Here is a 24,425-nt window from a genome sequence, read left to right as displayed (position 1 = left end):
AAAACACACTCTGCACGCTTGCGCGCTGTGCGTGTCAGGCGCGTTGTTCGCGGGGCATTGGCCACAGTCCGACCAGCAGCAACAGCAGTGCCACCGCCAGGAACGGTAGCCGAGGGTCAAGGGCGTAGACCAGCGTACCGGCCAGCGGGCCGATCACCGCGCCCATTCCCTGCGCGGCGCCTATGGAGCCGGCCGTAGCGCCTTGTTCGGACGCTTGCATGGCATTGGCCGCCAAAGCCGAGAACGATGGGAACACAAAGCCCATGCCCGCGGCGGCGACGAAGTAGCAACCCCACAGCCAGGGAGCGCTGGTTGCCAACGCACCTGCAGCGAAGCCCAGTGCCGAGACGCTGGCGCCAACGCGGATCATTTTCAGCGGCGGCCACTGCAGTTGGCGCAGGATCACCTGCGACAAGATCAGCGCCACGCCCACCGTGGTCAGGGCGATGCCCGCGGTCTGAGCCGCCTCGGCCGGCCCGAGTTGCAGGCGGTCGAGGGCGAAGAAACCGACGATGATCTGCGATACCGTCACGCTGAGCATCGCGCTGAAGGCTACCAGCAGCGGGCGGCGCAGGCGCGGGTCGCTCAACCGTACCGGGCTGGGTGCATGGCTGACGGCCAGCGGTTGTGGCTTGAGTTTGAACAGTAGCACCAGGAACGCGCAGGCGGGCAGCAGCGACATCACATGGAACGGCAGGCTCAGGCTGTGCCGTGCCAGCAGCGCTGCCAGCGCAGGCCCCAGCACCAGGCCGACAGCGTTTGCCGCGCCCAACGAGGCCATGGCCCGCGCCCGCTGTTGCGGCCCGACATGGTCGGCGATCAGCGCATTGCAGCCCACCGGGATGGCTGCATAGAAGGCGCCGATGCAGCCGCGCGCGATCATCAGCCCGACAAATGCCAGCGTTGCCCCTGGCACCCAGCGCAGGGCGCCTTCGACGAACAGGCATAGCAGCCAGTAGGCCAGGGTGAACCCGGCGCTGCCCAGCAACAGAATGCGCCGCCTTCCCAGGCGGTCGGCGGCGCGGCCCCAGGGCCTGGCGAGCAAAACCCACACCACGCCGGCCACGGTCACCGCCGCGCCGGCTTGCCAGGTGGACATGCCAAGCAGGCGGGCGATGGGCCCGATCAGGGCGACGAAGGCCATCATCGACATGGTGCAGGCCATGTTGGCCAGCAGCAGCGGGCGTAAGTCCAGGGTGCTGGCGGGGGTCAGGGTGGCAGGGTCCTTTGCGGCATTCATTGGGCAGTCCAGGGCAGGGGAGCAGAAGCGGCTCAGCTTAATGAGAATATTTATCGCTTGTCGAGCCTGCCCTGAATTGCCTGACTTCGTTCACTGCGACGCAGGGGGCCTGGCCACATGCTACGCAACACCCCGTCCCGGCGCACCAGTGCATGCATCAATGCTGCCCCCAGATGCACCAGCACTGTGGCGAACAACAAGTAGCCGGCCCAGCCGTGGGCCTGGCGCAATACTGCGTAAAGCTGCAGGTCGTGCGGGGTGATCGCCGGCAGTTGCAGCGGGCGTGGATAACCGCCCGCCGACAGCATGGCCCAGCCCAGCAGCGGCATGGCCAGCATCAAACCGTAGAGCAGCAGGTGCGAAGCGCCGGCAGCGATGCGCTGCAGGGTGGGCAGATCCTGTGGCAGGGGCGGATGGGGCAGCGTCAGGCGCAGGCCGATACGCACGATCACCAGGGCCAGCAATGCCAGGCCGGTGGCCTTGTGCAGTTCGACCAGCAAGGGGTGACGCAATGACAGGTCGCCGACCATGCTCACGCCAATGAACAGCATGGTCAGGATCAATATTGCCATCAGCCAGTGCAGCAGGCGGGCCAGCGGATGGAAGGCTTCAGGCTTCATGGGTGGGCTCCTGCGCCGAGGGATTCGCGGCTGCGGCGGTTGAAGGATTCCGAGTAGGCAGCCGAGCGGGCGGCAAGGATCGGGTCATTGGAAGGTTGGATGCCGGTTGGCAGAATCAGCGGGTCGAAGTTCAGGTCGCGACAGGCGCCTTGCTCGGGCGCATCCACCTGTTCGATGACCAGGGTGCCGGCATCGACGCTGCGTGGGTCGGCGGGCCAGGGGCTGGCGGGGTCGTCCTGGGTATCGCCGGGGTCGGCCAGGACCAGGCGCATCGTCCAGCGCAGCGGGCCTTTGGCCAGCCGCTGTTGCAGGTCATGTTGCAGGAACTGTTTGTCATCGACCTGGCCGGGCAATGCCGCGAAAGGCGTCTGCGGCTCAAGCTGCCAGCGCACCGGCTGGATGGCCCCGCTGCCATCGATCAGGCGGAAGGCATTGATGCTGTGATACTGCGTGTTGGCGAAACTGTCGCTGGCTTTGTAGCCCGCAGCCCATTGACGGAACGCTGCGCTTTCCGGGTGAGCAGCAAAGAATGCCTGCTGCTTGGCCGGGTCCGGTTTACCGGTGGCCGGGTCCGGCGCGCCCGCCAGCACCAGGTCGTAGAAGCCTTGCGGCGTGCTCACCGCCAGCACCGGTGGATTGTTCATTCCGGTACGCCACACCTGGCCGTCGTCGGTGCTCAACTGGATCGCCAGGCTGCGCACCGGTATGCCGGTGTCGGGTGCGAACGGGTTGGCGCCGCCGATGGCGAAACGGCCGATCACCGGCACGTGGTTTTGGCTGAAGGCGCGCGCCGTCGACAACGCGGCGGCCTGCCCGCTGGGCTGGAAGTAACCACTGACGCACAGGCCCTTGGCGTGGTTCTTGCGGTAGCCCGGGTAATGGCCGGCCTGGGCTTCAAAGGTGTCGATGATGCGTTGCGGCGTCAGTTGCGGCTTGCCGATCCAGCCGGCTGCGTAGGCAAAGCCTGCGCCCAGGGCCAGCATCACGGCGCCGATACCGACCAGGCGCAGGGCCTTGGCCGGCCCTTGCAAGGGTGAGTTCATGGTGTGCGTCCGGTTCATTGAAGATGCCGGTACGACGGCGAAGGGATAAACTTATTCCATGGGCGGGAATAGATTTTCCTGCCAGGCGTCTGCCCCATACACTGATTAACCCCTAAGGCCGGTACCTAGCCATGCACGACCTGGACGAACAGCAGTGGCGCGAGCTGCTGCAGCGCCTGCGCCGCTTCGCCTTGTGGCTGACCCGCGAGCCGGGGAGTGCCGACGACCTGGTGCAGGGCACCGTGGAGCGTGCCCTGAGCCGTAGCGGCCAGCAACGCGACGCCGATGCGTTGCGCGCCTGGCTGTTCACCATCCTTTACCGGCTGTTTCTCGACGGTAAACGTCGCGAACGCCTGCATGCGCGCTGGCTGTCCTGGTTTGGTCGCGGCGAACGCGAAGATGAAGCCATTGGCGGCAACATCGAGAACATCGTCCTGGCACAGGCCGACCTTGAGGCTTTTGCCCAGTTATCGAGCGAACAGCGCGCCCTGCTGCTGCTGATCAGCGTCGAGGGGCTGAGCTACAAGGAAGCGGCCCAGGCGCTGCAAATCCCCATCGGCACGGTGATGTCGCGCTTGTCGCGTGCCCGCGCCGCCTTGCGTGACCTGACCGAGGGCAACCCCCAGCCCCCGGCCTTGCGGAGACTGAAATGACACGCCTGATACCCAGCGAAGATGAGCTTCATGCCTACGTCGACGACCGGCTCGAGCCACCGCGCCGCGCTGAGGTGCAGGCGTGGCTTGCGGCCAATCCACAAGAGGCAGCGCGCCTTGATGCGTGGCGTAACGATGCCCGGCGCCTGCGGGCGGCACTGGCAGGTTTTGGCGAACAGCCTGGGGCGGTGCAGCTCGACCTGGTCCAGGTGAAACGGCGCTTGCGCCAACGTCGGCAACGGCGTTTGGCGTCGGCAGCGATGCTGTTGTTGGCCTTGGGCGTGGGTGGCCTGGGAGGCTGGCAGGCGCGGCAGGTGACCTTGGCGGGCAATGCGTTGCCGATGGCCGATGCTGTTCAAGCGCACCGGTTGTTTGCCGGCAGTGAGACGCTGGATATCCAGGCCAGTGATCCGACGCAGTTACGCGACTGGCTTGGCAGGCACTTCAATCGCGTGGGGCAGCTGCCCGACCTGGCTGGCTACGGGTTTCAGCCAGTGGGCGCGCGGTTGCTGAGCAACGAACAGGGGCCGGCGGCTTTGTTGGTGTTTCAGGACCGCAATGGTCAGCGCATCAGCCTGTTTCTGCGTTCGCCGGGCGAGCGTTACGAACGCATGCCGCAAGGGCAGCGGGTCGATGGGCAGTTGGAGGCGCGTTACTGGTCGCACGGGGCGTACAACTTCGCCTTGGTCAGCGCGGCAGACGATGTGCGTGGGGCGGGGGTGGGGGAGGCGTTGCGGTTGGGGCTATAGCGGATCTGTGGGAACGGCTTCAGCCGCGAACACCGGCGAAGCCGGTGCCATGCATTGTGTCGTTTGCTTCGCGGCTAAAGCCGCTCCCACAGGGTAAGCGCAGAGGCGCTGGATCAGCTCAACTCCAGCCAGATCGGCGCATGGTCCGAAGGCTTCTCCATTGCGCGCAGGTCATAATCCACACCCGCTGCCTTGATCCGCGGCACCAGGTTCTGCGAAGCCATGATCAGGTCGATGCGCAGACCACGCTTGGGCTCATCCTCAAACCCGCGGCTGCGGTAATCGAACCAGCTGAAGCGGTCGGTCACTTCCGGATGCAGGTGGCGGAAGCTGTCGACCAGGCCCCAGCCCTTGAGGCGCTCCATCCACTCGCGTTCTTCCGGAAGGAAGCTGCACTTGCCGGTTTTCAACCAGCGCTTGGCGTTTTCCGGGCCGATACCGATGTCGCAGTCCTGAGGCGAGATGTTCACGTCGCCCATCACCAGCAGCGGCTGGTCGTTCTTGAACTGCCCTTCGAGCAGCGCCTGCAGGTCGCTGTAGAAGCGCTGCTTGGCCGGAAACTTGGTGGGGTGATCGCGGCTTTCGCCCTGGGGGAAATAGCCATTCATGATCGTGATCGGTGTGCCGTCGGCATCGGCGAAGGTCCCCCAGATGAACCGACGCTGGGCGTCTTCTTCATCGCTTGCGAAACCTTTGAACAGGCTCAGCGGTGCCTGGCGCGAGAGCAGGGCGACACCGTAATGGCCTTTCTGGCCGTGGTAATGCACGTGGTAGCCCAGGGCTTGCACATCGGCCAGGGGAAACTGATCGTCACTGACCTTGGTTTCCTGCAGGCCGATCACGTCCGGCTGGTGCTTTTCAATGAGCGCCGCCAGCTGGTGCGGGCGGGCCCGCAGGCCGTTGATATTGAAACAGACGATCTTCATGGAAAGACAATCCTGGATAAAAGGCCGGATGCTAGCCGACATCGGCCATCATCACCAGCGTGGCAGCTTCGTACGGGCACTGCTAACGTGCACGAAGAGGTGAACGAAGCGCTGTGGGGCACCTCCAAGGCACTGTATGCCCATTCCAGGAGGATTGCCCGCAATGCCCGAAGCCACCGTCGCCCAGGCCCGCATCTGCACGCTCGATGACGGCTATAGCCGTGAAGCACGCTCGCTGCTATACAACGCTTATCGCCACGAGCCGACCTTCGCCTATATCTTCGAGGCCCAGCGCCCCGGCTATGAACGACGCTTACGCGTCATGGTGCGCGAGTGGGTTCGTCAGCATTTCTATCTGCAATTGCCCGCCATTGGCTTGCTGCTGGACGACCGGCTGATCGCGCTGGCGTTGATCGTGCCACCGCAGCGCAGGTTGGGGGTGGCCGACAGCTGGGCCTGGCGCCTGCGCATGTTGCTTGGCACTGGTCAACGCTGTACCCGACGTTATATGGATTACCAGGCGGCGCTCATCAGTTGCCTGCCGACAGAGCAGGTCCACATGCTGCCGTTGTTGGGCGTGCACCCACAGTTCCGTGGTCAGCACTACGGTGAACAGTTGTTACAGGCTGTGCACGACTGGTGCGCGGAAGACCCCAATACCCAAGGTGTGGTACTGGATTCGGGCAATGAGCACTACCTGGCCTTTTATGAGCGCCAGGGATATGAAGAGATTGGTGAGGTGGCTGTAGGACCAATCCGAGAGAGGGTGTTCTTTCATTCCAATCCGGTATCATCCTTGTCTTCAATTGCCTGACAGGCCGCTGCCTTGAGCGTCCGGCTCTGGTAGCATGCGCGGCATGACGTATTCAGGAAGACTAACCTGGGGCTTGGTAATCTGGGCCGCCAGTTTCGCAGCATGGGGCCAGAGCGAGTTGCTGGTGCAGGTAAAACCGGCCAACAAGGCGCTCAAGGCCAATGTCGAAGGCTATATCGGTACCCTTGGAGACCGCGACGAAGAGGCGCTGTTGCGCTTCAGTCGCGGAGCGCAGGAGCAGGCGCGCAAAGCCGCACAGGCACTTGGCTACTATCAAGCGCATATCGACACCGAGGTCAAGCCACCCGCCAAGGCCGACCAACACGCCAAGCTGATCATCCAGATCGATCCCGGTGAGCCGGTGCGCTTGCGTAACGTGACCGTGCGCATCGAAGGGCCAGCCAGCGAAATGAAGGCATTTCGCGTACCCGACAGCAAGGCGTTGCGTGCTGGCGAACAACTCAACCATGGGCTGTATGAGGACGCCAAACGGCTGATCCAGAACCAGGCTTCGCGCTATGGCTTTTTCAGTGGGCGCTTCAGTCGTCAACGCCTGGCGGTTGATCCGCAGGCCGGAGTGGCCGATATCGAATTGGTTTACCAGAGCGGCCCACGCTACCGCCTGGGTGCGGTCAGATTCAGCGGTGACACGCCGTTGGATGAGGACCTGCTGCAACGCATGGTGTCCTTCAAGCCAGGCACCCCCTACGATTCCGAACTGATTGCCGAACTGAACAACGACTTGCAATCGAGCGGCTATTTTGAAGGCGTACGGGTGGACGCTGCGCCCACTGCGGCAGTGGCCGAACAAATCCCCGTGGATGTTCGCCTCGACACCCGCAAGCCGCGGACCATGGGCCTGGGCCTGGGCTTCTCGACCGACGTCGGCCCGCGCGGCAAGGCCAACTGGACGCGCCACTGGGTCAACCCCCAGGGCCATAGCTATGGTTGGGAAACCGAACTGTCAGCCCCCCGGCAGAACGTTGGCCTGTGGTACGACGTGCCCCTCGACCCGCCACTGACAGACAAGCTGCGCTTCGCTGGCGGCTATCAGAATGAAGAAATTGCTGGCACCGACACACTCAGTAAGTTGCTGACCGTCGGCCCCGAGTGGCATAGCAAGCTGCCCAGCGGCTGGCAGCGGGTGATTTCGCTCAAATACCAGCGTGAAGAGTATCGCCTGGGCGACGATTCGGGCTTGAGTAACCTGCTGATGCCGGGTGTGAGCTTCTCCTACTTGCGCAGCGACAACCGCATCGATCCGCACAATGGCTATCGCTTGCAGTTCGACACGCAGGTGGCCAAGGAAGGCTTGGTTTCCGATACCAACCTTTTGCATGGCAATGTCCTGCTCAAGGGCCTGACCACGCTCGGCCACAACCACCGCCTGCTCGGCCGTGTGCAGTTCGGTGGCAGTGCCACCAACGGTTACAAGAACAACATTCCGCCGTCGCTGCGCTTCTTCGCCGGTGGCGACCAGAGCGTGCGCGGTTACGACTACCAGACGTTGTCGCCGAAAAACAGCGACGGAGACCGCATCGGTGGCCGCTACCTGGTCGCCGCAAGTGCCGAATACCAGTACTCACTGAGCGAAAAGTGGAGGGTGGCGACCTTCGTCGACCAGGGTAATTCCTTCAATACGCTGGAGTTGCCCAGCCTCAAGACCGGGGTTGGCTTCGGTGTTCGCTGGGTTTCTCCGGTTGGGCCGTTGCGCCTGGATCTGGCCAAAGCGCTCGATGACGACGGTGGGATTCGCCTGCACTTCTCCATGGGGCCTGAGCTGTGATGCGTGTGTTCAAATTCGTTCTGCTAGGCGTGCTCACCAGTGTGCTGGTGATGCTGTTGGCCGTGGGCATGTTGCTTGGCACTGAAGGCGGGAGCCGTTGGCTGCTGGGGCGCGTGCCGGGCCTGGAGGTCGACGATTTCCAGGGGCGTCTGGCAGGCACTTGGCAGGCCGGTCGCTTGAGCTGGATGGACGGTGGCAGCCGGGTCGACGTGCAGTCCCCGCTGCTGAACTGGTCGCCCGCGTGCTTGCTGCGTGCCAGGCTGTGTATCAATCAACTGCACGCCCAACGTATCGACATGGCCTTTGCGCCGAGCGACCAACCGGCCGAAGAGGGCCCGTTGCAGCTGCCGGCGTTGCATCTGCCGGTGGCCATCGAGCTGGGTGAAGTCAAGGTTGGCCAACTGCGCCTGGATGGCAGCGACCTGCTTGGCGACCTGCACCTGGCAGCACACTGGACGACCACCGGCTTGCGCATCGACAGCCTGCAACTGCAACGCGATGACCTGCATTTGAACGTACAGGGCGACGTGCAGCCGGAGGGTGACTGGCCGGTGCAACTCCAGGGGCAGGTGCAATTGCCTGCCGTGGAAGGGCAGGCCTGGCAATTGGCGCTGACCGCCAAGGGTGAGTTGCAGAAAACCCTGGCGCTTGATGCGACCAGCAGCGGCTATCTCAATGCGCGTCTGACCGGCGAATTACAGGCCTTGGCCGAAGATCTACCGGCCAAGCTGCAGATTCGCTCCGATGCCTTCAAAGCGGCCGGAGCGCTGCCCGACACGCTGCAGCTCAATCAGCTCAAGCTCGATGCCCAGGGCGATTTGCTCAAGGGCTACCAGCTGTCCGGCAGCGCCAACCTGCCAGCCGAACAAGCACCGATTGCCCTGGTACTGACGGGTAAGGTTGATGCCAAGGGGGCGAAGCTGGATGCCCTGAACCTGACAGCCAGCGATACCCAGCGGGTCACGCTGCAAGCCAGCGCTGACTGGCAAAAGGGGCTGGTAGCAGATGCAAATCTCGACTGGCAGGATTTCCCTTGGTTGCGCCTGTACCCCCTGGAGACGCCCCCGGAGGTTACGCTCAAACGCTTCAATGCCCAGGTGCAGTACCGCGATGGTACTTACCAAGGCACGTTCAATGGTGACCTTGATGGCCCCGCCGGGGCGTTCACCCTGACCAGCCCGTTCGAGGGTGACTTGGGCCAGGTGCGCTTGCCCCAATTGGCCCTCACCGCGGGTCAAGGCAAGGCTGCCGGCAGCGTCGCAGTGCGCTTCGCCGATACGCTGGCCTGGGATGTCGACCTGCAGTTGTCGGCACTCGATCCGGCCTATTGGCTTGCCGAACTACCCGGTACTTTGGCCGGCCCGTTGCGCAGCAAAGGGGAATTTAAGGGCGAACAGTTGACCCTCGATGCGCAACTTGACCTCAAGGGTCGACTGCGGGGCCAGCCGGCGGTACTCAAAGTCGAGGCTGAAGGGGCAGGGCAGAACTGGACCCTCGGCGCCCTTGCCGTGCAGTTGGGTGACAACCGCATCAACGGCAGTGGCAGCCTGCAACAGCGACTGGCCGGGCGTATCGACCTCGAACTGCCACGGCTCGGACAATTGTGGCCAGGGCTGCAAGGCCAGGCCAAAGGGCGGCTGGATGTTGGCGGTACGCTGAACGATCCCCAAGGGACCCTGAATGTGCAGGGCCAGCGACTGGCTCAGGAAGAGAACCGCATTCAGCGCCTTGACCTGGATGCGCGCCTTGACAGTGCCCAGCGTGGGGTGATCGACCTCAAGGCCAGCGGTATCCGAGTGGGCGAAACGGTGCTTGGCACCTTGCAGGCCAATGGCAAGGGCGATATACGCCAGCAGGCCCTGACCCTTGGCCTCGATGGCCCGCAATTGAAGCTCGACCTGGGCCTCGATGGCCAATTGAACAAAGGCGACTGGCGCGGCCGCCTGGCCAGCGGCAGAGTCCAGGCGGGCGGCCAGGACTGGCAGCTGCAAGCGCCGGCGCGCCTGCAGCGCCTGGCCAGCGGCCAGTTGGACTTCGGTGCGCATTGTTGGCGCTCTGGCCAGGCCAGCCTGTGCGGCGAGGACCAGCGCCTGGCACCGGAGCCGCGTTTGCGCTACCACCTCAAGCGGTTCCCGTTGGACAGCCTGGCCCAATGGCTGCCGAAGGATTTTGCCTGGCGAGGCCTGCTCAATGCCGACGTCAATCTGGATATTCCGGCCAGCGGCCCCAAAGGCACCTTCAGTGTCGATGCCAGTGGTGGCACGCTGAGGGTGCGGGACAACGGGCGTTGGATCGACTTTCCGTACCAGGCCCTGCGCCTGGACAGCACCCTCGCGCCTCGGCGTATCGATACCCGCTTGAGTTTCCGTGGCGAGCGCCTGGGTGAGCTGAATCTCGACGCCCGTATTGACCCGTTGGGCAAGGACAAACCGCTGTCGGGTGACTTCCGTCTGGCCGGCCTGGACCTGTCGATCGCCAGGCCGTTCGTACCCATGGTCGAGCGCCTCACCGGGCAATTGAACGGCAGTGGCCGGTTGTCCGGGACATTGCTGGCTCCGCAGGTCAACGGCAACCTGATGCTCAGCGGTGGCGAAGTCAGTGGTGCCGAGTTGCCAGTCAGTTTGCAGGACCTCTCGCTGCAAGCGCTGATCGCTGGCGAACAGGTGCAGCTCAATGGCAACTGGCGCAGCGGGGAGGCGGGCCGCGGTCAGTTGGCCGGTCACCTGACCTGGGGTCAGGCCCTGGGCATGGATCTGCGTCTGCAGGGCCAGCAGTTGCCGGTCACCGTGGAACCTTACGCAACCCTCGACGTGGCACCCGACCTGACCTTGCGCCTGATTGACGACAAGCTGGCGGTTACCGGCAAGGTTCGAGTGCCCAAGGGCAAGATCACCGTGCGCGAGCTGCCACCATCGACCGTCAAGGTGTCGGACGATACCGTCATCGTTGGTCATCAGACCGAAGAGGGCAAGCCACCCATGGCGATGGCCATGGACATCGATGTAGAGGTGGGGCAAGACAAGCTGTCGTTCAGCGGCTTTGGCCTGACTGCCAACCTGCTCGGCCATGTGCACATCGGCGACAACATGGATACCCGGGGTGAGCTGAGCCTGGCCGATGGTCGCTATCGTGCCTATGGCCAGCGCCTGACCATTCGCCGCGCGCGCCTGCTGTTTGCCGGGCCCATCGACCAGCCATACCTGGATATCGAAGCCATCCGCCAGGTCGATGATGTGATCGCCGGTATTCGCCTGAGTGGCAGCGCCGAGCAACCCACCACCAAGGTGTTCTCGGAGCCGGCCATGAGCCAGGAGCAGGCATTGTCCTATCTGGTGCTGGGGCGCCCGTTGGGCACTTCGGGTGAAGATAACAACATGCTGGCCGAAGCGGCTTTGGGCCTGGGGCTGGCGGGCAGTGCCGGAATCACCGGCAGCCTGGCATCGGGACTGGGTATCGAAGACTTCCAGCTGGACACCGAAGGCTCCGGCAATACCACCAGCGTGGTGGCCAGTGGCAACCTGACCGAGAAGCTCAGCTTGCGGTATGGGGTCGGGGTATTCGAGCCGGCCAACACCATTGCACTGCGCTACAAATTGAGCAAGAAGGTTTATTTGGAGGCGGCCAGCGGGCTGGCGAGTTCACTGGATATCTTTTACAAGCGCGATTTCTGAGGGCCGTCATCAGTACAAGACGGCCTTGATGAACGCGCTGGCGGTCAGCGAACGTAGGGTTCCTGGCGGCGAATGTTGCCAATCTGACGCAGGCTCAGGCCGTACTTGTCGGCCAGCAGGCTGCGCGACAAGCCATCGGCGCTCTCCTTCTGGATTTGCAGGTTGCGCAATTGCCGCAGGAAATGGTCCGCCTTGGGAATTTCCAGGGCCACTCCGGCAAAACGCTTGATCAGCGCATCCAATGCATCGCTGGGGAGGATGTCGGCAAGCTTGGTACGCTCGCGGTGTTTGGGGATGTACTTTGGCCTGCCACCGTATGCGCAGGTCAGCTGATAGGCGTTTTCAATACCGATGCATTCGATCAATGCCTGCAGCGAGTGCGGCAATTGACTGATATCGATGGCTGTAAGATCGGGCAATTCCATATGAGGCTCCCTCGCGCAAAATACAGCGCGATGTCTTGAAGATCCGTGAAAGCGGGTCGGCGATGGCCAGCGGCGGGCTGTCGTTGGCATGGCTGAATTGTCAGTGAGCGGCGGAGGCTGTCGCTAGGTGACAATTGGGCTGATGCTTGTAGTCTTGGTGGGCAGGACTTGCAGGCATAAATTTCCCGTAATGTAGGACATCGCCTCAGTTGTGCCCTTCAAGCCATGGTTTATCGCAACAGCTCTTTTTCAGAACTTCAGTGGGTACCTACACCCTCGTTACCAGGGAAAGGCGCTGAGGGAAGGAAAGCATGGCGGGGATGCCATCAGCGGTAAAACGATCGCCTGTGCTTTCAGGCCGGAAGTAAATACAGCGGCAAAGGCCATGGGCGTTGTATCATTGCCGCGGCTCGTCGCGAGCCGATTACCTCGATGTTGCTAGGAAATTCAGATGACACACGTGCAGCGCCTTAAATATTCCCTCCTGATCATCCTGGTGGTTCTGGGCCTCATGCTCGGCCTTTCTCATCTGCAGAAACAGGGCACGATCAGTGAGCAGACCTTCCAGATGCTGGCCATTGCCATTGCCGTGGTCGTGGTGGTGATCAACGGGATTCTGCGACGTAAGGTCAAACCCTGACCTGTGCCGGCCGACCAGCAATGGCCGGCCCTGCGCTCAGCGTGCCAAGGGTTGGTCCAGCACAGCCCGGGCTTGTGGGTTGAGGCTGTAGCACTTGTCACTGCCAAGGGTGATCACGCCCTCTGCGCACAGCCGCTTGAGCACTTCGCGTACGCTAAGGAACGATAGCGGGATGTCCAGTTGTTCGAGCTGTGCATGCACACCGCGCACGCCAATGCTGCGGCCTGCGCGGTTGGCGTTATGCAGGGCATCGATCACTTTCAGGCGGATCAGGCTGGTGCGCAGGCCGTAGGTGCGCAGAAGCTCGCGAATTTGCTCGTTGCCTACACGCTCTTCCCCGCAGGCGTCCTGTCCATTGGCCGCCTTGACCGGAGTGTGCCCGGTCTGCAATGAGGGTTGCGGGTTGTACATGTGAATGCTCCTTTTCGTGGACTATCCCGAAATATGGGTGCCTCACTTACTAGGACGAATGAGAACGGAAAATCTGCAGCTTTTGTGCGAAAAAAGATTATGCGCGGTTCAATGAAGACGATTTAGCTGCGTGTATTGCGTAAAATTTTCATCTGGCCATTCGTCTGATCGGGACTAATCCCTGGATCCGAGGAATGCCCGTGCTCTCAATTACGCGTCCCCTGACCTGTGCAAGCCTGGCGGCTGTGCTGGTTGCCTCCAGCATTGCCGTGCAGGCGCGGGAAACTGGCACTGATGCGAGTGCGCAGATTCGCCGCACCAGCTTCGGTGTGCCGCATATCGTCGCCAAGGATGAACGTGGCCTGGGCTACGGTATTGGCTATGCCTATGGCCAGGACAACCTGTGTCTGCTGGCAAACGAAGTGCTGACTGTCAACGGTGAGCGCTCGCGCTTCTTCGGCGCCCAAGGCAAAACCCTGGAGCAGCGCGATAACCTCGCCAGCGACCTGTTCTTCACCTGGTTCAACGCACCGGCGGCGGTGAGCGGGTTCCTTCAGGCCCAGCCGACTCAGGTCCGGGATTTGCTTGAGGGCTATGCCAGTGGCTTCAATCGCGCGCTGGCTGAGCGGCGGAGTCAAGGGCTGCCAGCCGAATGCGGGGGCGGTGAATGGCTGCGGCCGATCACCAGCCTGGATTTGATCAAGCTGACCCGTCGCCTTTTGGCAGAGGGCGGTTTGGGCCAGTTTGCCGAGGCGGTGGCGGCAGCTCAGCCGCCGCAACTGGCCAGCCAGCGTGGGGCGCCCGCGTTTGGCGCGGCCCTCGCCCAGCAGCAACGTTTCGCCTCGGAGCGCGGCAGCAACGCCGTTGCGGTAGGCGCCGAGCGTTCGGCCAATGGCCGAGGCCTACTGCTGGCCAACCCGCATTTCCCGTGGATGGGCGGGATGCGTTTCTACCAGATGCAACTGACCATTCCCGGTCAGCTGGATGTGATGGGCGCCGCATTGCCCGGCCTGCCAGTGGTGAACATCGGTTTCAACCAGCACCTGGCCTGGACCCATACCGTCGATACCTCGAAGCATTTCACGCTCTACCGTTTGCAGTTGGACCCCAAGGACCCGACCCGCTACCTGCTCGATGGCCAGTCATTGCCGCTGGCCCGTCAGGCCGTGAGCGTAACAGTCAAGGCTGCCGACGGCACGCTGAGCCAGGTCGAACGCCAGATTTTCAGTTCGAAGTTCGGGCCGGTGGTGCAGTGGCCTGGGCGCCTGGACTGGGACAACAAGGCGGCCTACAGCCTGCGCGATGCCAACCTGGAAAACACCCGCGTGCTGCAGCAGTGGTATCGCATCAACCGGGCCGATAGCCTGGAAGCCCTGAAGGGCTCGATCGAGCAGTTGCAAGGCATTCCCTGGGTCAATACCTTGGCTGTCGATGCCGCTGGGAAGGCACTGTACCTGAACCAGTCGGTAGTGCCCTATGTGGACCAGCAACTGTTGAGCCAGTGCAGCAACCCGGCACTGCAAGGACCGCTGGTGGTATTGGACGGTTCACGCAGTGCTTGCCAATGGAAAGTCGATGCGCAGGCGGCGCAGCCCGGCATCTTCCCAGCGCACCTGTTGCCGAGCCTTGAGCGTAGCGACTACGTACAGAGCTCCAACGACCCTGCCTGGATGACCAACCCGGCCCAGCCGTTGACAGGCTTTTCGCCACTGGTCAGCCGCAGCGACCAGCCGCTGGGCATGCGTGGGCGCTTCGCCTTGGAGCGCTTGCAAGGCAACGCCAAGGTCGGCGTGCAGGACCTGCAGCGCATGGTGATGGATGACGAAGTCTACCTGGCCAGCCTGGTGCTGCCAGACCTGCGGCAATGGTGCAAAGGCGCCGAGGTCGACCTGCAGGCGCTGTGCGCAAGCCTGGTCAGCTGGAATGGCAAGGCTGACCTGAACAGCGGCATTGGCCTGGTGCATTTCCAGAACATCGTCGAGGCGCTGGCCAAACACCCGGAAAGCTGGCGAGTGGCGTTCGATCCGGCGGACCCGCAACACACACCGCGCGGTCTGGCAGTCGAGCAGGCGGCGGTGCGCGCATTGCTGCGTGAAGCGGCACTGGCCTCGCTGCAGCAGGTAGCCAAGGCGGGTGTTGACGAGGGTAGCCAATGGGGGCAGATCCAACAGTCGGCCGATGGCACGCCAGTGCCGGGTGGTCCGCAGGGGTTGGGGGTATATAACGCGATCTTCAGTGTGCCGCACGGTCCAGGCAAGCGCCTGGTGGTCAGCGGTACCAGTTACCTGCAACTGGTCAGCTTCACCGAGCAGGGGCCACAAGCACGCGGGTTGTTGGCGTTCTCGCAGTCTAGTGAAGCCGCTTCGGTACACGCGAGCGACCAGACCAAGGCGTTCTCGGCCAAGCAGTTGGCGCCGATCCCGTTCACCGAGGCGCAGATCAAGGCTGACCCGGAGTACCGGCAGTATGTGATCAGCGAGCGGGACAAGGGAGCGGTGGCGAGCCAGAAATAACTTAAGCCTGTGCCGGCCTCTTCGCGGGCAAGCCCGCTCCCACAACTCCGCCACAATGCCTGAGAGCTGTGGAGAACCTGAGGGAGCGGGCTTGCCCGCGAAGAGGCCGGTATAGCTACCGCCTAAGTTTCAGGAAAACTCGAACGGCTCCAGCGCAAAGCCCTGGGCATCCACTTGCAGGGTCCAGCCACGACGGTCCCAATCCCCCAGCACAATGCGCCGGGCAGGCTCGCCGTTCACCACCAGTTTGTGTATCGCCGGGCGGTGCGTGTGGCCATGCACCAGGGTTTTCACGCCATGTGCCGCCATCACCTTCGGTACTTCCTCCGGCGTGACGTCGACGATGTCGGTCGCCTTCATGCGCGTCTGCGAGCGGCTTTCACGGCGCAGCTTGCGCGCAAGCTTGTGCCGCGTGGACAGCGGCAGGTGCCGCAGAATCCATAGCGTCAACGGGTTGCGCAGGTAGCGGCGCATCTTCATGTAGGCCAGGTCGCGGGTGCACAAGGTGTCGCCGTGCATCAGCAAGACCTGCTCGCCGCCGAGGCTGATCACGCTCGGGTCGGCCAGCAGCGTGCAGCCAGCGACCTTGCAGAAATCCTGGCCAATCAGAAAGTCACGGTTGCCATGCATCAGATAGACCGCCGTGCCGCTGTCGCTCAACTGGCGCAAGGCCTGGCAGATAGACTGCTGGAACGGTGTCATGGCGTCGTCACCGATCCACGCTTCGAAGAAATCGCCAAGGATGTACAACGCCTTGGCGTGGCGCGCGCGACCGTCGAGCAGATCAAGAAACGCCCGGGTAATGTCCGGGCGTTCTTCTTGCAGGTGCAGATCGGAGATCAGCAGTATCACCCAATGATCTCGGCTTTCTCGATGATCACGTCGTCTTTCGGCACGTCCTGGTGGCCAGCGTTGGAACCGGTGGCGACTTTTTCGATGGCGTCAACCACTTCACGGCCATCGGTCACTTCGCCGAATACTGCGTAGCCCCAGCCCTGGACATTCTTGCCGCTGTGGTTGAGGAAGTCGTTGTCGGAGGCGTTGATGAAGAACTGTGCCGAGGCGGAGTGCGGCTCCATGGTGCGGGCCATGGCGATGCTGTATTTGGTGTTCTTCAGGCCATTGTCGGCTTCGTTCTGGATGCTGGCACGCTTGTCACGCTTCTCGTTCATGCCTGGCTCGAAACCGCCGCCCTGGATCATGAAGCCCTTGATGACGCGGTGGAACACGGTGTTGGTGTAGTGACCAGCGTTAACGTATTCGATGAAGTTGGCCACGGTGATCGGGGCTTTTTCAGCGTTCAGTTGGATGACGATGTCGCCGTGGTTGGTGGTCAGTTTGACTTGGGTCATGCTCAAATTCGCTCTTTCAAGGCATTTGGGAATTAGGGTGCGCAGTGCGCCGGTAGTTCACCTGACGCAGGATCGGGCGACCACGACACATGGCGCGCACGGGCCATTTTGCCAGGCTGCGGCAAAAAGCTGCGATAAATCACGGCAGTTTGTCCGGGCGCGGCTGTCAGCAGCTTGACTGCTTCGGCTATGATAGGCCCTTTGATTCAATCGGCCTACCCAGGCCGGACACGTGCATTCAAGGATCCTATGAGCAAGCCCACTGCCGACAACGCGCCCAACGCCGCTGCCAAAGGCGCTCCCGCCGTCCCTGCGAACTTCCTGCGGCCGATCATCCAGGCCGACCTGGACTCGGGCAAGCACAGCAGCATCGTCACTCGTTTTCCGCCGGAGCCCAATGGCTACCTGCACATCGGCCATGCCAAGTCGATCTGCGTCAACTTTGGCTTGGCCAAGGAATTCGGCGGCGTCTGCCACCTGCGCTTCGACGACACCAACCCGGCCAAGGAAGACCAGGAATACATCGACGCCATCCAGAGCGACGTCAAATGGCTGGGCTTCGACTGGGCCGGCGACGTGCGTTATGCCTCCAACTACTTCGACCAGTTGCACGACTGGGCCGTTGAACTGATCAAGCGTGGCAAGGCCTATGTCTGCGACCTGACCCCTGATCAGGCCAAGGAATACCGCGGCAGCCTGACCGAGGCTGGCAAGAACAGCCCGTTCCGCGAGCGCAGTGTCGAAGACAACCTCGACCTGTTCGCGCGTATGAAGGCCGGCGAGTTCAAGGACGGCGAGCGCGTGCTGCGCGCCAAGATCGACATGGCCTCGCCGAACATGAACCTGCGCGACCCGATCCTGTACCGCATCCGCCACGCCCACCACCACCAGACCGGTGACACGTGGTGCATCTACCCGAACTACGACTTCACCCACGGTCAGTCGGATGCCATCGAAGGCATCACTCACTCGATCTGCACCCTCGAGTTCGAAGGCCATCGCCCGCTGTACGACTGGTTCCTCGACAACCTGCCAGTGCCGGCGCACCCGCGTCAGTACGAGTTCAGCCGCCTGAACCTGAACTACACCATCACCTCCAAGCGCAAGCTCAAGCAGCTGGTTGACGAAAAGCACGTCAGCGCCTGGGACGACCCGCGCATGTCGACCCTGTCGGGCTTCCGTCGCCGCGGCTACACCCCGGCTTCCATCCGCAACTTCTGCGAAATGGTCGGCACCAACCGCTCCGACGGCGTGGTCGACATGTCGATGCTCGAATTCAGCATCCGTGACGACCTCGACCGCACCGCGCCGCGCGCCATGTGCGTGCTGCGTCCGTTGAAAGTGGTCATCACCAACTACCCGCAAGGCCAGGTCGAGCAACTCGAACTGCCGCGCCACCCGAAGGAAGACATGGGCGTGCGCGTGCTGCCATTCGCCCGCGAGCTGTACATCGACCGCGACGACTTCATGGAAGAGCCGCCGAAGGGCTACAAGCGCCTGGAGCCGGCCGGTGAAGTGCGCCTGCGTGGCAGCTACGTGATCCGCGCCGACGAGGCGATCAAGGATGCCGACGGTAACATTGTCGAGCTGCGCTGCTCGTACGACCCGGACACCCTGGGCAAGAACCCCGAGGGCCGCAAGGTCAAGGGCGTGATCCACTGGGTCCCTGCCGACGCCAGCGTCGAATGCGAAGTGCGCCTGTACGACCGTCTGTTCCGCTCGCCTAACCCGGAAAAGGCCGAGGAGGGCGCCAGCTTCCTCGACAACATCAACCCGGACTCGCTGCAAGTGCTCACCGGCTGCCGCGCCGAGCCGTCGCTGGGCCAGGCACAGCCCGAAGACCGCTTCCAGTTCGAGCGCGAAGGCTACTTCTGCGCTGACCTCAAGGACAGCCAGCCGGGCCGCCCGGTGTTCAACCGCACCGTCACCCTGCGTGACTCCTGGGGCAGCTAAGGAACCGTCGTGCTTAATATCTACAACACGCTGAGCAAAACCAAGGAAGTCTTCACGCCGCTCGATGGCAACAAGGTGCGCATGTACGTCTGCGGCATGACCGTTTACGACTACTGCCACCTGGGCCACGGCCGCAGCATGGTGGCCTTCGACCTGGTCACTCGCTGGCTGCGCAAGAGCGGTTACGAGCTGACCTATGTGCGCAACATCACCGACATCGACGACAAGATCATCAATCGGGCCAACCAGAACGGCGAGACGTTCGACGCACTGACCGCCCGTATGATCGATGCGATGCACGAAGATGAGCGCCGCCTGAACATCCTCAAGCCGGACCTGGAACCGCGTGCCACCGACCATATCGCCGGCATGCACGCGATGATCCAGACCCTGATCGACAAGGGCTACGCCTACGCGCCGGGTAACGGCGACGTGTACTACCGCGTGGGCAAGTTCGTCGGGTACGGCAAGCTGTCGCGCAAGAAGATCGAAGACCTGCGCATCGGTGCCCGCATCGAAGTCGACGAGGCCAAGCAGGACCCGCTGGACTTCGTTCTGTGGAAAGGCGTCAAGCCGGGCGAGCCTTACTGGGATTCGCCGTGGGGTCCAGGTCGTCCGGGCTGGCACATCGAATGTTCGGTGATGTCCACCTGCTGCCTGGGCGAGAGCTTCGACATCCATGGTGGCGGCAGCGACCTGGAGTTCCCGCACCACGAGAACGAGATCGCCCAGAGCGAAGCGGCCACCGGCAAGCAGTACGCCAACGCCTGGATGCACTGCGGCATGATCCGTATCAATGGCGAGAAGATGTCCAAGTCGTTGAACAACTTCTTCACCATTCGTGACGTGCTCGACGTGTATCACCCGGAGGTGGTGCGTTACCTGCTGGTGGCCAGCCACTATCGCAGTGCGATCAACTACTCCGAAGACAGCCTGCGCGATGCCAAGGGCGCCCTTGAACGTTTCTATCACGCACTGCGCGGCCTGCCGCGCGTGGCGGCCAAGGGGGGCGAGGAATTCGTCGAGCGTTTCAGCGTGGCGATGAACGACGACTTCGGTACCCCGGAAGCCTGCGCTGTGCTGTTCGACCTGGTGCGCGAAATCAACCGCTTGCGCGACAGCGACCTGGAGGCTGCTGCTGGCCTGGCGGGTCGCCTGCGTGAGCTGGGTGATGTGCTGGGTGTGCTGCAGCTGGAGGCTGATGACTTCCTGCGTGCAGGGGCCGAGGGCAAGGTCGATGCGGCTGAGGTCGAGGCCTTGATCCAGGCGCGCCTGCAGGCGCGTGCTGACAAGAACTGGGCAGAGTCCGACCGTATCCGTGACCAGATCACCGCCATGGGCGTGGTACTGGAAGACGGCAAGGGCGGGACTACCTGGCGCTTGGCTGACTGATCAGCAATTGGGGCTGCTCTGCAGCCCTTCGCGGGCAAGCCCGCTCCTACAGGCTTGCGCGGTACCTGTGGGAGTGGGCTTGCCCGCGAAGGGCCGTAGAGCGGCCCCAATGTTTATCCGGCCAATGGGCAATGCAACACCAGCTTCGCCCCACCCAATTCGCTTTCACCAATCTCCAGCCCAAAGCCATGCAGGTCGACGATTGCCGCAACGATCGACAACCCCAACCCGAAGCCTGAGTGGCGGTGGCCTTCCTCGCTGCGATAGAACCGCTTCAAGACCGCAGTCCGTTCTTCCTCGGGAATCCCCGGCCCACTGTCTTCGATGGCGATATGCACGCCAGCATCGTCCTGTGTCGCGCTTACCACCACCTGGCCTCCTTCAGGCGTGAACTTGATGGCATTCCCCATCAGGTTGGCCAGCGCCTCGAACAGCAACTCACGGTCCCCATGCAGCGCTGGCAACTGGGCTGGCTGCTGCAGGCTCAGGCGTATGCCGCCGTCCTCGGCCAGTGGCAGGTAGAAATCGTGCAGTTCCACCAGCAAACCATGCGGGTCCAGCTGAACGAAGCCGGCCCGGCGCTGGCGATCTTCCAATTCACTGATACGCAGCAAGCCGCGAAAACGCGCCATCAGGGTATCGGTTTCGCCGATGGCCTGGTCCAGCGCCTCGGCCTGCGGTGAGTCCACCGCGCTCTGCTGGCGAATGCGGTACAGCTGTGCGCGCAAGCGGGTCAGGGGTGTGCGCAGGTCATGGGCAATGTTGTCGCACACGCCCTTGACCTCATGCATCAGCCGTTCGATACGGTCGAGCATGGCGTTGACGATGGCAGCCAGCATGTCCAGTTCGTCGCGCCGTGCCGACAGCGGCAGGCGGTGGGTCAGGTCGCCGGCGACGATCAACTCAGCCTGGGCCTGGATCGCGCGGATGCGCTTCAGGGGCCTGCGGCGCAGCAGGTACCAGCCGGCAAAACCGGGGATCAGGGTCAGGGAGATGCCCCACAGCAACGCATCGAGGATGATGCGGGTGACCACGAACAGTGAACCATTATCGCGGAACAGCACCAGCCAGCGGCCGTCCTGAACCTTGATCGCCACCGCGTCGCAGCTGTCACGCGGCATATGCGGGTCATCGGCGTCCAGGCAGCGCTTGAGCTCGTGCACCTTGCCATCCATGCCCAGCTCCGGCGGAATGGCGCGGATACGCCCGCCGATCGGGTTGAGCTTCGCGTCGAACAGGCCGTAGGCGTCAAACGCGCGCTCCTCGAACGCCTGGCTGGCGATCAGGGCGTCGTCCAGCTGTTTGCCACTCATGTGCGCGAACAGGTGTTGGCGCTGCAGCATGGAGTGGCGAGTGAGCTTGTTCAGGTAGCTGGATACCTCGAAGTACAGCACCCCCATGAGGATGCTGCTCCAGGCCACGAACAGGAAGCTGTACAACGCCAGCAGGCGGCTGGTCGAGGAGCTCCAGCCTTTAGACGGGTTCAGCAATGGCATAGCCCGAGCCCCGAACGGTACGGATCAGCGGCGACTGCCCGGGGGAATCGATCTTCTTGCGCAGGCGGCCGATGTGTACATCGATCAGGTTGGTGCCGGGGTCGAAATGGTAACCCCAGACTTCCTCGAAGATCATCATCCGCGTGATCACCTGGCCGCTGTGGCGCATCAGGTACTCCAGCAGTTTGTATTCGGTGGGCAGCAGGTTGAGCGTCAGCTCGCCTCGGCGGGCCTCGTGACTGATCAGGTCAAGCTGCAGGTCGGCAACCTGCAGGCGGGTCTGGGTCATTGGCACACTGTTGCGTCGTAGCAGCACTTCCACCCGCGCGGCCATTTCGTCCGAAGCGAACGGTTTGGTCAGGTAGTCGTCACCACCGGCGCGCAGGCCGCGCACGCGCTCGTCGACGTCGGACAGGGCGCTGATCATCAGGATCGGCGTGGCGATCTTCAGGTTGCGCAGGGTGGTGACGATGGTCAGCCCATCGACCTCGGGCAGCATGCGGTCCAGGGTGATCAGGTCGTAACCGCCGGCGATGGCCTTGGCCAGGCCCTCGCGGCCGTTGTCGGCCCAATCCACATCCAGGCCGTGGCTGGAGAGTTCGGCGACGATTTCCTGGCCGGTGACGGCGTCGTCTTCGATGGTCAGTACGCGTGGCATGCTGGTTCCTGGGCGTCTATTGGAGACTTGATTGTGCCAAAGAATAGCCAAACGGCGATTTAAGAAAAATTCATCTGCGCCGCAGCAAAACAAAACGGGGCATGCCAGCGACTGGCATGCCCCGTGGTTCAGCGTGGCGCGGCGGCTCAGGCGACCTTGACGATCCAGCCGGCTGGCGCTTCGACGTCACCGCTCTGGATGCCGGTCAGCTCGTTGTAGAGCTTTTGGGTAACCGGGCCGACTTCGGTTTCGCTATGGAACACATGCAATTTGCCGTTGTACTGGATGCCACCGATCGGGGTGATCACCGCAGCGGTGCCACAGGCACCGGCTTCGATGAAGCGCTCGAGGTTGTTGATCTCGACATCGCCTTCGATCACTTTCAGGCCCAGGCGCGATTCGGCCAGCTCCATCAGCGACAGGCGGGTGATACCTGGCAGTACGGAGGCCGACTTCGGGGTAACGAATTCGTTGTTGGCAGTGATGCCGAAGAAGTTCGCAGAACCAACTTCCTCGATCTTCTTGTGGGTCAGCGGGTCGAGGTAGATGCAGTCGGCGAAACCGGCTTTTTTGGCCTCGTAGCCCGGCTGCAGGCTCGCGGCATAGTTGCCACCGACCTTGGCGGCGCCCGTACCCTGTGGAGCGGCGCGGTCGTAATCGGAAATCAGGAACTTGTGCGGGGTCATGCCGCCCTTGAAGTACGAGCCGACCGGGATGGCAAAGATCGAGAAGATGAACTCGGGTGCGGTGCGCACACCGATGTTATCCCCTACACCAATGACGAAAGGACGCAGGTACAGCGCGCCCTTGCCGTGGGGCGGAACAAATCGCTCGTTGGCCTTGACCACCTGCTTGCAGGCTTCGATGAACTGTTCGGTCGGTACGCGCGGCATCAGCAGGCGGTCGCAGCTGCGCTGCATACGCAGGGCGTTCTGGTCAGGGCGGAACAGATTGATGGAGCCATCCTTGCAACGGTAGGCCTTCATGCCCTCGAAGCACTGCTGGCCGTAGTGCAGGGCGGTGGAGCCTTCACTGATGTGCAGCACATTGTCTTCGGTCAGGGTGCCTTTGTCCCACTCGCCATCGCGAAACACGGACAGGTAGCGCTTGTCAGTCTTGATGTAGTCGAAGCCAAGCTTGTCCCAGTTAATCTCGTTACTCATGACACCCTCGTTTGTCTTGCAAGTGCCCGATCGCTCGGGCTGCTGTTATATGCGCACCACGCCACGATAATACATCCGTCGCGGATCGGGAACGGCCAGTCACGAATTGGGTGGGGCAGCGGGCGCTTGACGGCAGATTTTCAGTGGCTAGCCGCCAGTCGCCTGTTCCAATCCCCAGCATGACCACGAACGCAAGCCTCTTCGCTGTCGAAGCGCACATGCCATGCAGGGTGATCCAGCTGAATGCCAGCGTCGTCGAGGGCCTGGGCGCTGAGCGTGAGCATGCGCGCTTTAGCCTCGCCTGCCAGGGCTGCGGCCTTGTCGGTCTCACGCTCGAAGACCCAGGTAATGCGCAGGCTGGCCGGGAACTGGTCAGGCTCCAGCCGATGCGTCAGCCAAGTGAACCCGACAATTTCCGCCTTGGCGGCTTCGCACGCATCGGTCAGGCAGGCGATCAGTTCACGCTCCAGGCGCGCCAGCTCGCGCTTGCCCAATGCTTTCATTGTGCGGCCTCGTCGTCGATCTGCTGGCAGAAGCGCAACAGGTTGCCGAACGGATCGCGAACCAGCATCTCCAGGCCCCAGTCGACACGGGATGACTGAGGACGGGCATAACCGTACTGTTTGTCCTGCAGCTCGCGCTCCAGCGCCAGCAGTTCTTTTGTGCGGGCGAATACGGTCGAGCCCGGGCAGGCGTCGCCGTGATGTTCGCTCAGGTGCAGGATCAGCCCGTCGCGGTGGATTTGCGCATAAAGCGGCAGGTCCGGGCTGAAGCGGTGCTCCCAATCCAGCTGAAAACCCAGGAAGTCCAGATAGAACTCCTTGGCCTTGTCGACAGAGAAAATCCGCAGGACCGGGATGGCGGGGGCGAGAGGCATGGCGATTCCTTGGCCGAAGGTTGAAGGCAGACTTTAGCGCAGC

Annotated in this window: 22 protein-coding genes; 9 read left to right on the top strand and 13 right to left on the bottom strand. The window is 62.7% G+C overall.

The window, feature by feature from the left end; genetic code table 11:
• Positions 1-34: 34 nt before the first annotated feature.
• From ACZ6YA_RS17305 to ACZ6YA_RS17295, 3 genes are read right to left on the bottom strand one after another with little or no spacing between them, the layout of a single operon-like run.
• Positions 35-1,240 carry an MFS transporter gene (locus ACZ6YA_RS17305; RefSeq protein ID WP_465898322.1) on the bottom strand — a complete coding sequence of 402 codons (1,206 nt, stop codon included), beginning with the start codon at positions 1,238-1,240 and terminating at the stop codon, positions 35-37.
• A 50-nt stretch (positions 1,241-1,290) separates the two neighbouring features.
• On the bottom strand, positions 1,291-1,860 hold the full coding sequence (locus ACZ6YA_RS17300; protein ID WP_465898321.1) for a cytochrome b: 570 nt from the start codon (positions 1,858-1,860) through the stop codon (positions 1,291-1,293).
• Positions 1,857-2,903 carry a catalase family peroxidase gene (locus ACZ6YA_RS17295; protein ID WP_465898320.1) on the bottom strand — a complete coding sequence of 349 codons (1,047 nt, stop codon included), beginning with the start codon at positions 2,901-2,903 and terminating at the stop codon, positions 1,857-1,859. Before ACZ6YA_RS17295 ends, ACZ6YA_RS17300 begins: the two co-directional genes overlap by 4 nt.
• Positions 2,904-3,034: 131 nt before the next feature.
• On the opposite strand from ACZ6YA_RS17295, the gene ACZ6YA_RS17290 reads away from it, so the two are divergent.
• Positions 3,035-3,556 (top strand): sigma-70 family RNA polymerase sigma factor, encoded by a 522-nt coding sequence (locus ACZ6YA_RS17290; protein ID WP_465898319.1) that lies wholly within the window; start codon positions 3,035-3,037, stop codon positions 3,554-3,556.
• Complete coding sequence (locus ACZ6YA_RS17285) at positions 3,553-4,305, top strand: anti-sigma factor family protein (protein ID WP_465898318.1); 753 nt, start codon at positions 3,553-3,555, stop codon at positions 4,303-4,305. Before ACZ6YA_RS17290 ends, ACZ6YA_RS17285 begins: the two co-directional genes overlap by 4 nt.
• Before the next feature lie 113 nt (positions 4,306-4,418).
• Here the strand turns inward: ACZ6YA_RS17285 and xthA are convergent, their stop codons facing one another.
• Entirely contained in the window at positions 4,419-5,231 is an 813-nt protein-coding gene (xthA, locus tag ACZ6YA_RS17280) for an exodeoxyribonuclease III (protein WP_465898317.1), read from the bottom strand.
• Positions 5,232-5,394: 163 nt separating this feature from the next.
• On the opposite strand from xthA, the gene ACZ6YA_RS17275 reads away from it, so the two are divergent.
• From ACZ6YA_RS17275 to ACZ6YA_RS17265, 3 genes are read left to right on the top strand one after another with little or no spacing between them, the layout of a single operon-like run.
• Positions 5,395-6,045 (top strand): GNAT family N-acetyltransferase, encoded by a 651-nt coding sequence (locus tag ACZ6YA_RS17275; protein WP_465898316.1) that lies wholly within the window; start codon positions 5,395-5,397, stop codon positions 6,043-6,045.
• A 43-nt stretch (positions 6,046-6,088) separates the two neighbouring features.
• The gene (locus ACZ6YA_RS17270; RefSeq protein ID WP_465898398.1) at positions 6,089-7,831 is read left to right on the top strand and encodes an autotransporter assembly complex protein TamA; all 1,743 of its coding nucleotides are present in this window, start codon (positions 6,089-6,091) and stop codon (positions 7,829-7,831) included.
• Entirely contained in the window at positions 7,828-11,502 is a 3,675-nt protein-coding gene (locus ACZ6YA_RS17265) for a translocation/assembly module TamB domain-containing protein (protein ID WP_465898315.1), read from the top strand. Before ACZ6YA_RS17270 ends, ACZ6YA_RS17265 begins: the two co-directional genes overlap by 4 nt.
• A gap of 44 nt (positions 11,503-11,546) precedes the next feature.
• Here ACZ6YA_RS17265 and ACZ6YA_RS17260 read toward each other — a convergent pair whose 3' ends face one another.
• A complete protein-coding gene (locus ACZ6YA_RS17260) occupies positions 11,547-11,927 on the bottom strand; it encodes a Mor transcription activator family protein (protein WP_465898314.1) in 381 nt (126 codons plus the stop codon).
• Between the two features lie 451 nt (positions 11,928-12,378).
• Between ACZ6YA_RS17260 and ACZ6YA_RS17255 the strand changes: the two genes are divergently transcribed.
• Positions 12,379-12,567, top strand: coding sequence for a hypothetical protein (locus ACZ6YA_RS17255; protein ID WP_003248064.1), 189 nt, complete (start codon positions 12,379-12,381; stop codon positions 12,565-12,567).
• A gap of 36 nt (positions 12,568-12,603) precedes the next feature.
• Here the strand turns inward: ACZ6YA_RS17255 and ACZ6YA_RS17250 are convergent, their stop codons facing one another.
• Positions 12,604-12,978, bottom strand: a complete 375-nt coding sequence (locus tag ACZ6YA_RS17250) for a fe2+ zn2+ uptake regulation protein (protein WP_465898313.1) — start codon at positions 12,976-12,978, stop codon at positions 12,604-12,606.
• 194 nt (positions 12,979-13,172) lie between these two features.
• Between ACZ6YA_RS17250 and pvdQ the strand changes: the two genes are divergently transcribed.
• On the top strand, positions 13,173-15,491 hold the full coding sequence (gene pvdQ / locus ACZ6YA_RS17245; protein ID WP_465898312.1) for a bifunctional acylase PvdQ: 2,319 nt from the start codon (positions 13,173-13,175) through the stop codon (positions 15,489-15,491).
• Between the two features lie 129 nt (positions 15,492-15,620).
• On the opposite strand, the gene lpxH is transcribed toward pvdQ, so the two are convergent.
• Positions 15,621-16,343, bottom strand: a complete 723-nt coding sequence (lpxH, locus tag ACZ6YA_RS17240) for a UDP-2,3-diacylglucosamine diphosphatase (protein WP_465898311.1) — start codon at positions 16,341-16,343, stop codon at positions 15,621-15,623.
• Positions 16,340-16,843 carry a peptidylprolyl isomerase gene (locus tag ACZ6YA_RS17235; RefSeq protein WP_465898310.1) on the bottom strand — a complete coding sequence of 168 codons (504 nt, stop codon included), beginning with the start codon at positions 16,841-16,843 and terminating at the stop codon, positions 16,340-16,342. The genes lpxH and ACZ6YA_RS17235 overlap by 4 nt, the downstream gene beginning before the upstream one ends.
• 249 nt (positions 16,844-17,092) lie before the next feature.
• Between ACZ6YA_RS17235 and ACZ6YA_RS17230 the strand changes: the two genes are divergently transcribed.
• A complete protein-coding gene (locus tag ACZ6YA_RS17230; protein ID WP_465898309.1) occupies positions 17,093-18,796 on the top strand; it encodes a glutamine--tRNA ligase/YqeY domain fusion protein in 1,704 nt (567 codons plus the stop codon).
• Positions 18,797-18,805: 9 nt separating this feature from the next.
• On the top strand, positions 18,806-20,188 hold the full coding sequence (gene cysS / locus ACZ6YA_RS17225) for a cysteine--tRNA ligase (protein ID WP_465898308.1): 1,383 nt from the start codon (positions 18,806-18,808) through the stop codon (positions 20,186-20,188).
• 113 nt (positions 20,189-20,301) lie between these two features.
• Here cysS and ACZ6YA_RS17220 read toward each other — a convergent pair whose 3' ends face one another.
• From ACZ6YA_RS17220 to ACZ6YA_RS17200, 5 genes are all read right to left on the bottom strand, one after another.
• The gene (locus tag ACZ6YA_RS17220; protein ID WP_465898307.1) at positions 20,302-21,684 is read right to left on the bottom strand and encodes a sensor histidine kinase; all 1,383 of its coding nucleotides are present in this window, start codon (positions 21,682-21,684) and stop codon (positions 20,302-20,304) included.
• Positions 21,662-22,342, bottom strand: coding sequence for a response regulator transcription factor (locus tag ACZ6YA_RS17215; protein WP_465898306.1), 681 nt, complete (start codon positions 22,340-22,342; stop codon positions 21,662-21,664). Before ACZ6YA_RS17215 ends, ACZ6YA_RS17220 begins: the two co-directional genes overlap by 23 nt.
• A 146-nt stretch (positions 22,343-22,488) precedes the next feature.
• Positions 22,489-23,505, bottom strand: coding sequence for a branched-chain amino acid aminotransferase (locus ACZ6YA_RS17210; protein WP_465898305.1), 1,017 nt, complete (start codon positions 23,503-23,505; stop codon positions 22,489-22,491).
• Positions 23,506-23,645: 140 nt separating this feature from the next.
• Positions 23,646-24,008 (bottom strand): hypothetical protein, encoded by a 363-nt coding sequence (locus ACZ6YA_RS17205; protein WP_465898304.1) that lies wholly within the window; start codon positions 24,006-24,008, stop codon positions 23,646-23,648.
• On the bottom strand, positions 24,005-24,382 hold the full coding sequence (locus ACZ6YA_RS17200) for a glyoxalase superfamily protein (protein ID WP_465898303.1): 378 nt from the start codon (positions 24,380-24,382) through the stop codon (positions 24,005-24,007). Before ACZ6YA_RS17200 ends, ACZ6YA_RS17205 begins: the two co-directional genes overlap by 4 nt.
• Positions 24,383-24,425: the final 43 nt, after the last annotated feature.

The sequence above is a fragment of the Pseudomonas sp. NPDC090752 genome, from assembly GCF_055584805.1.
Note: the sequence above shows the minus strand (reverse complement) of the source record. Positions and strands in the feature narration are given on the sequence as shown.

Coding starts and splice junctions, on each gene's coding strand:
- ACZ6YA_RS17200 (WP_465898303.1), bottom strand. CDS start 24,382: ATGCCTCTCGCCCCCGCCATCCCGGTCCTGCGGATTTTCTCTGTCGAC.
- ACZ6YA_RS17285 (WP_465898318.1), top strand. CDS start 3,553: ATGACACGCCTGATACCCAGCGAAGATGAGCTTCATGCCTACGTCGAC.
- ACZ6YA_RS17220 (WP_465898307.1), bottom strand. CDS start 21,684: ATGCCATTGCTGAACCCGTCTAAAGGCTGGAGCTCCTCGACCAGCCGC.
- ACZ6YA_RS17270 (WP_465898398.1), top strand. CDS start 6,089: ATGACGTATTCAGGAAGACTAACCTGGGGCTTGGTAATCTGGGCCGCC.
- ACZ6YA_RS17305 (WP_465898322.1), bottom strand. CDS start 1,240: ATGAATGCCGCAAAGGACCCTGCCACCCTGACCCCCGCCAGCACCCTG.
- ACZ6YA_RS17250 (WP_465898313.1), bottom strand. CDS start 12,978: ATGTACAACCCGCAACCCTCATTGCAGACCGGGCACACTCCGGTCAAG.
- ACZ6YA_RS17275 (WP_465898316.1), top strand. CDS start 5,395: ATGCCCGAAGCCACCGTCGCCCAGGCCCGCATCTGCACGCTCGATGAC.
- ACZ6YA_RS17210 (WP_465898305.1), bottom strand. CDS start 23,505: ATGAGTAACGAGATTAACTGGGACAAGCTTGGCTTCGACTACATCAAG.
- ACZ6YA_RS17290 (WP_465898319.1), top strand. CDS start 3,035: ATGCACGACCTGGACGAACAGCAGTGGCGCGAGCTGCTGCAGCGCCTG.
- pvdQ (WP_465898312.1), top strand. CDS start 13,173: ATGCCCGTGCTCTCAATTACGCGTCCCCTGACCTGTGCAAGCCTGGCG.
- ACZ6YA_RS17300 (WP_465898321.1), bottom strand. CDS start 1,860: ATGAAGCCTGAAGCCTTCCATCCGCTGGCCCGCCTGCTGCACTGGCTG.
- ACZ6YA_RS17235 (WP_465898310.1), bottom strand. CDS start 16,843: ATGACCCAAGTCAAACTGACCACCAACCACGGCGACATCGTCATCCAA.
- xthA (WP_465898317.1), bottom strand. CDS start 5,231: ATGAAGATCGTCTGTTTCAATATCAACGGCCTGCGGGCCCGCCCGCAC.
- ACZ6YA_RS17295 (WP_465898320.1), bottom strand. CDS start 2,903: ATGAACTCACCCTTGCAAGGGCCGGCCAAGGCCCTGCGCCTGGTCGGT.
- ACZ6YA_RS17230 (WP_465898309.1), top strand. CDS start 17,093: ATGAGCAAGCCCACTGCCGACAACGCGCCCAACGCCGCTGCCAAAGGC.
- ACZ6YA_RS17205 (WP_465898304.1), bottom strand. CDS start 24,008: ATGAAAGCATTGGGCAAGCGCGAGCTGGCGCGCCTGGAGCGTGAACTG.
- ACZ6YA_RS17260 (WP_465898314.1), bottom strand. CDS start 11,927: ATGGAATTGCCCGATCTTACAGCCATCGATATCAGTCAATTGCCGCAC.
- ACZ6YA_RS17215 (WP_465898306.1), bottom strand. CDS start 22,342: ATGCCACGCGTACTGACCATCGAAGACGACGCCGTCACCGGCCAGGAA.
- ACZ6YA_RS17255 (WP_003248064.1), top strand. CDS start 12,379: ATGACACACGTGCAGCGCCTTAAATATTCCCTCCTGATCATCCTGGTG.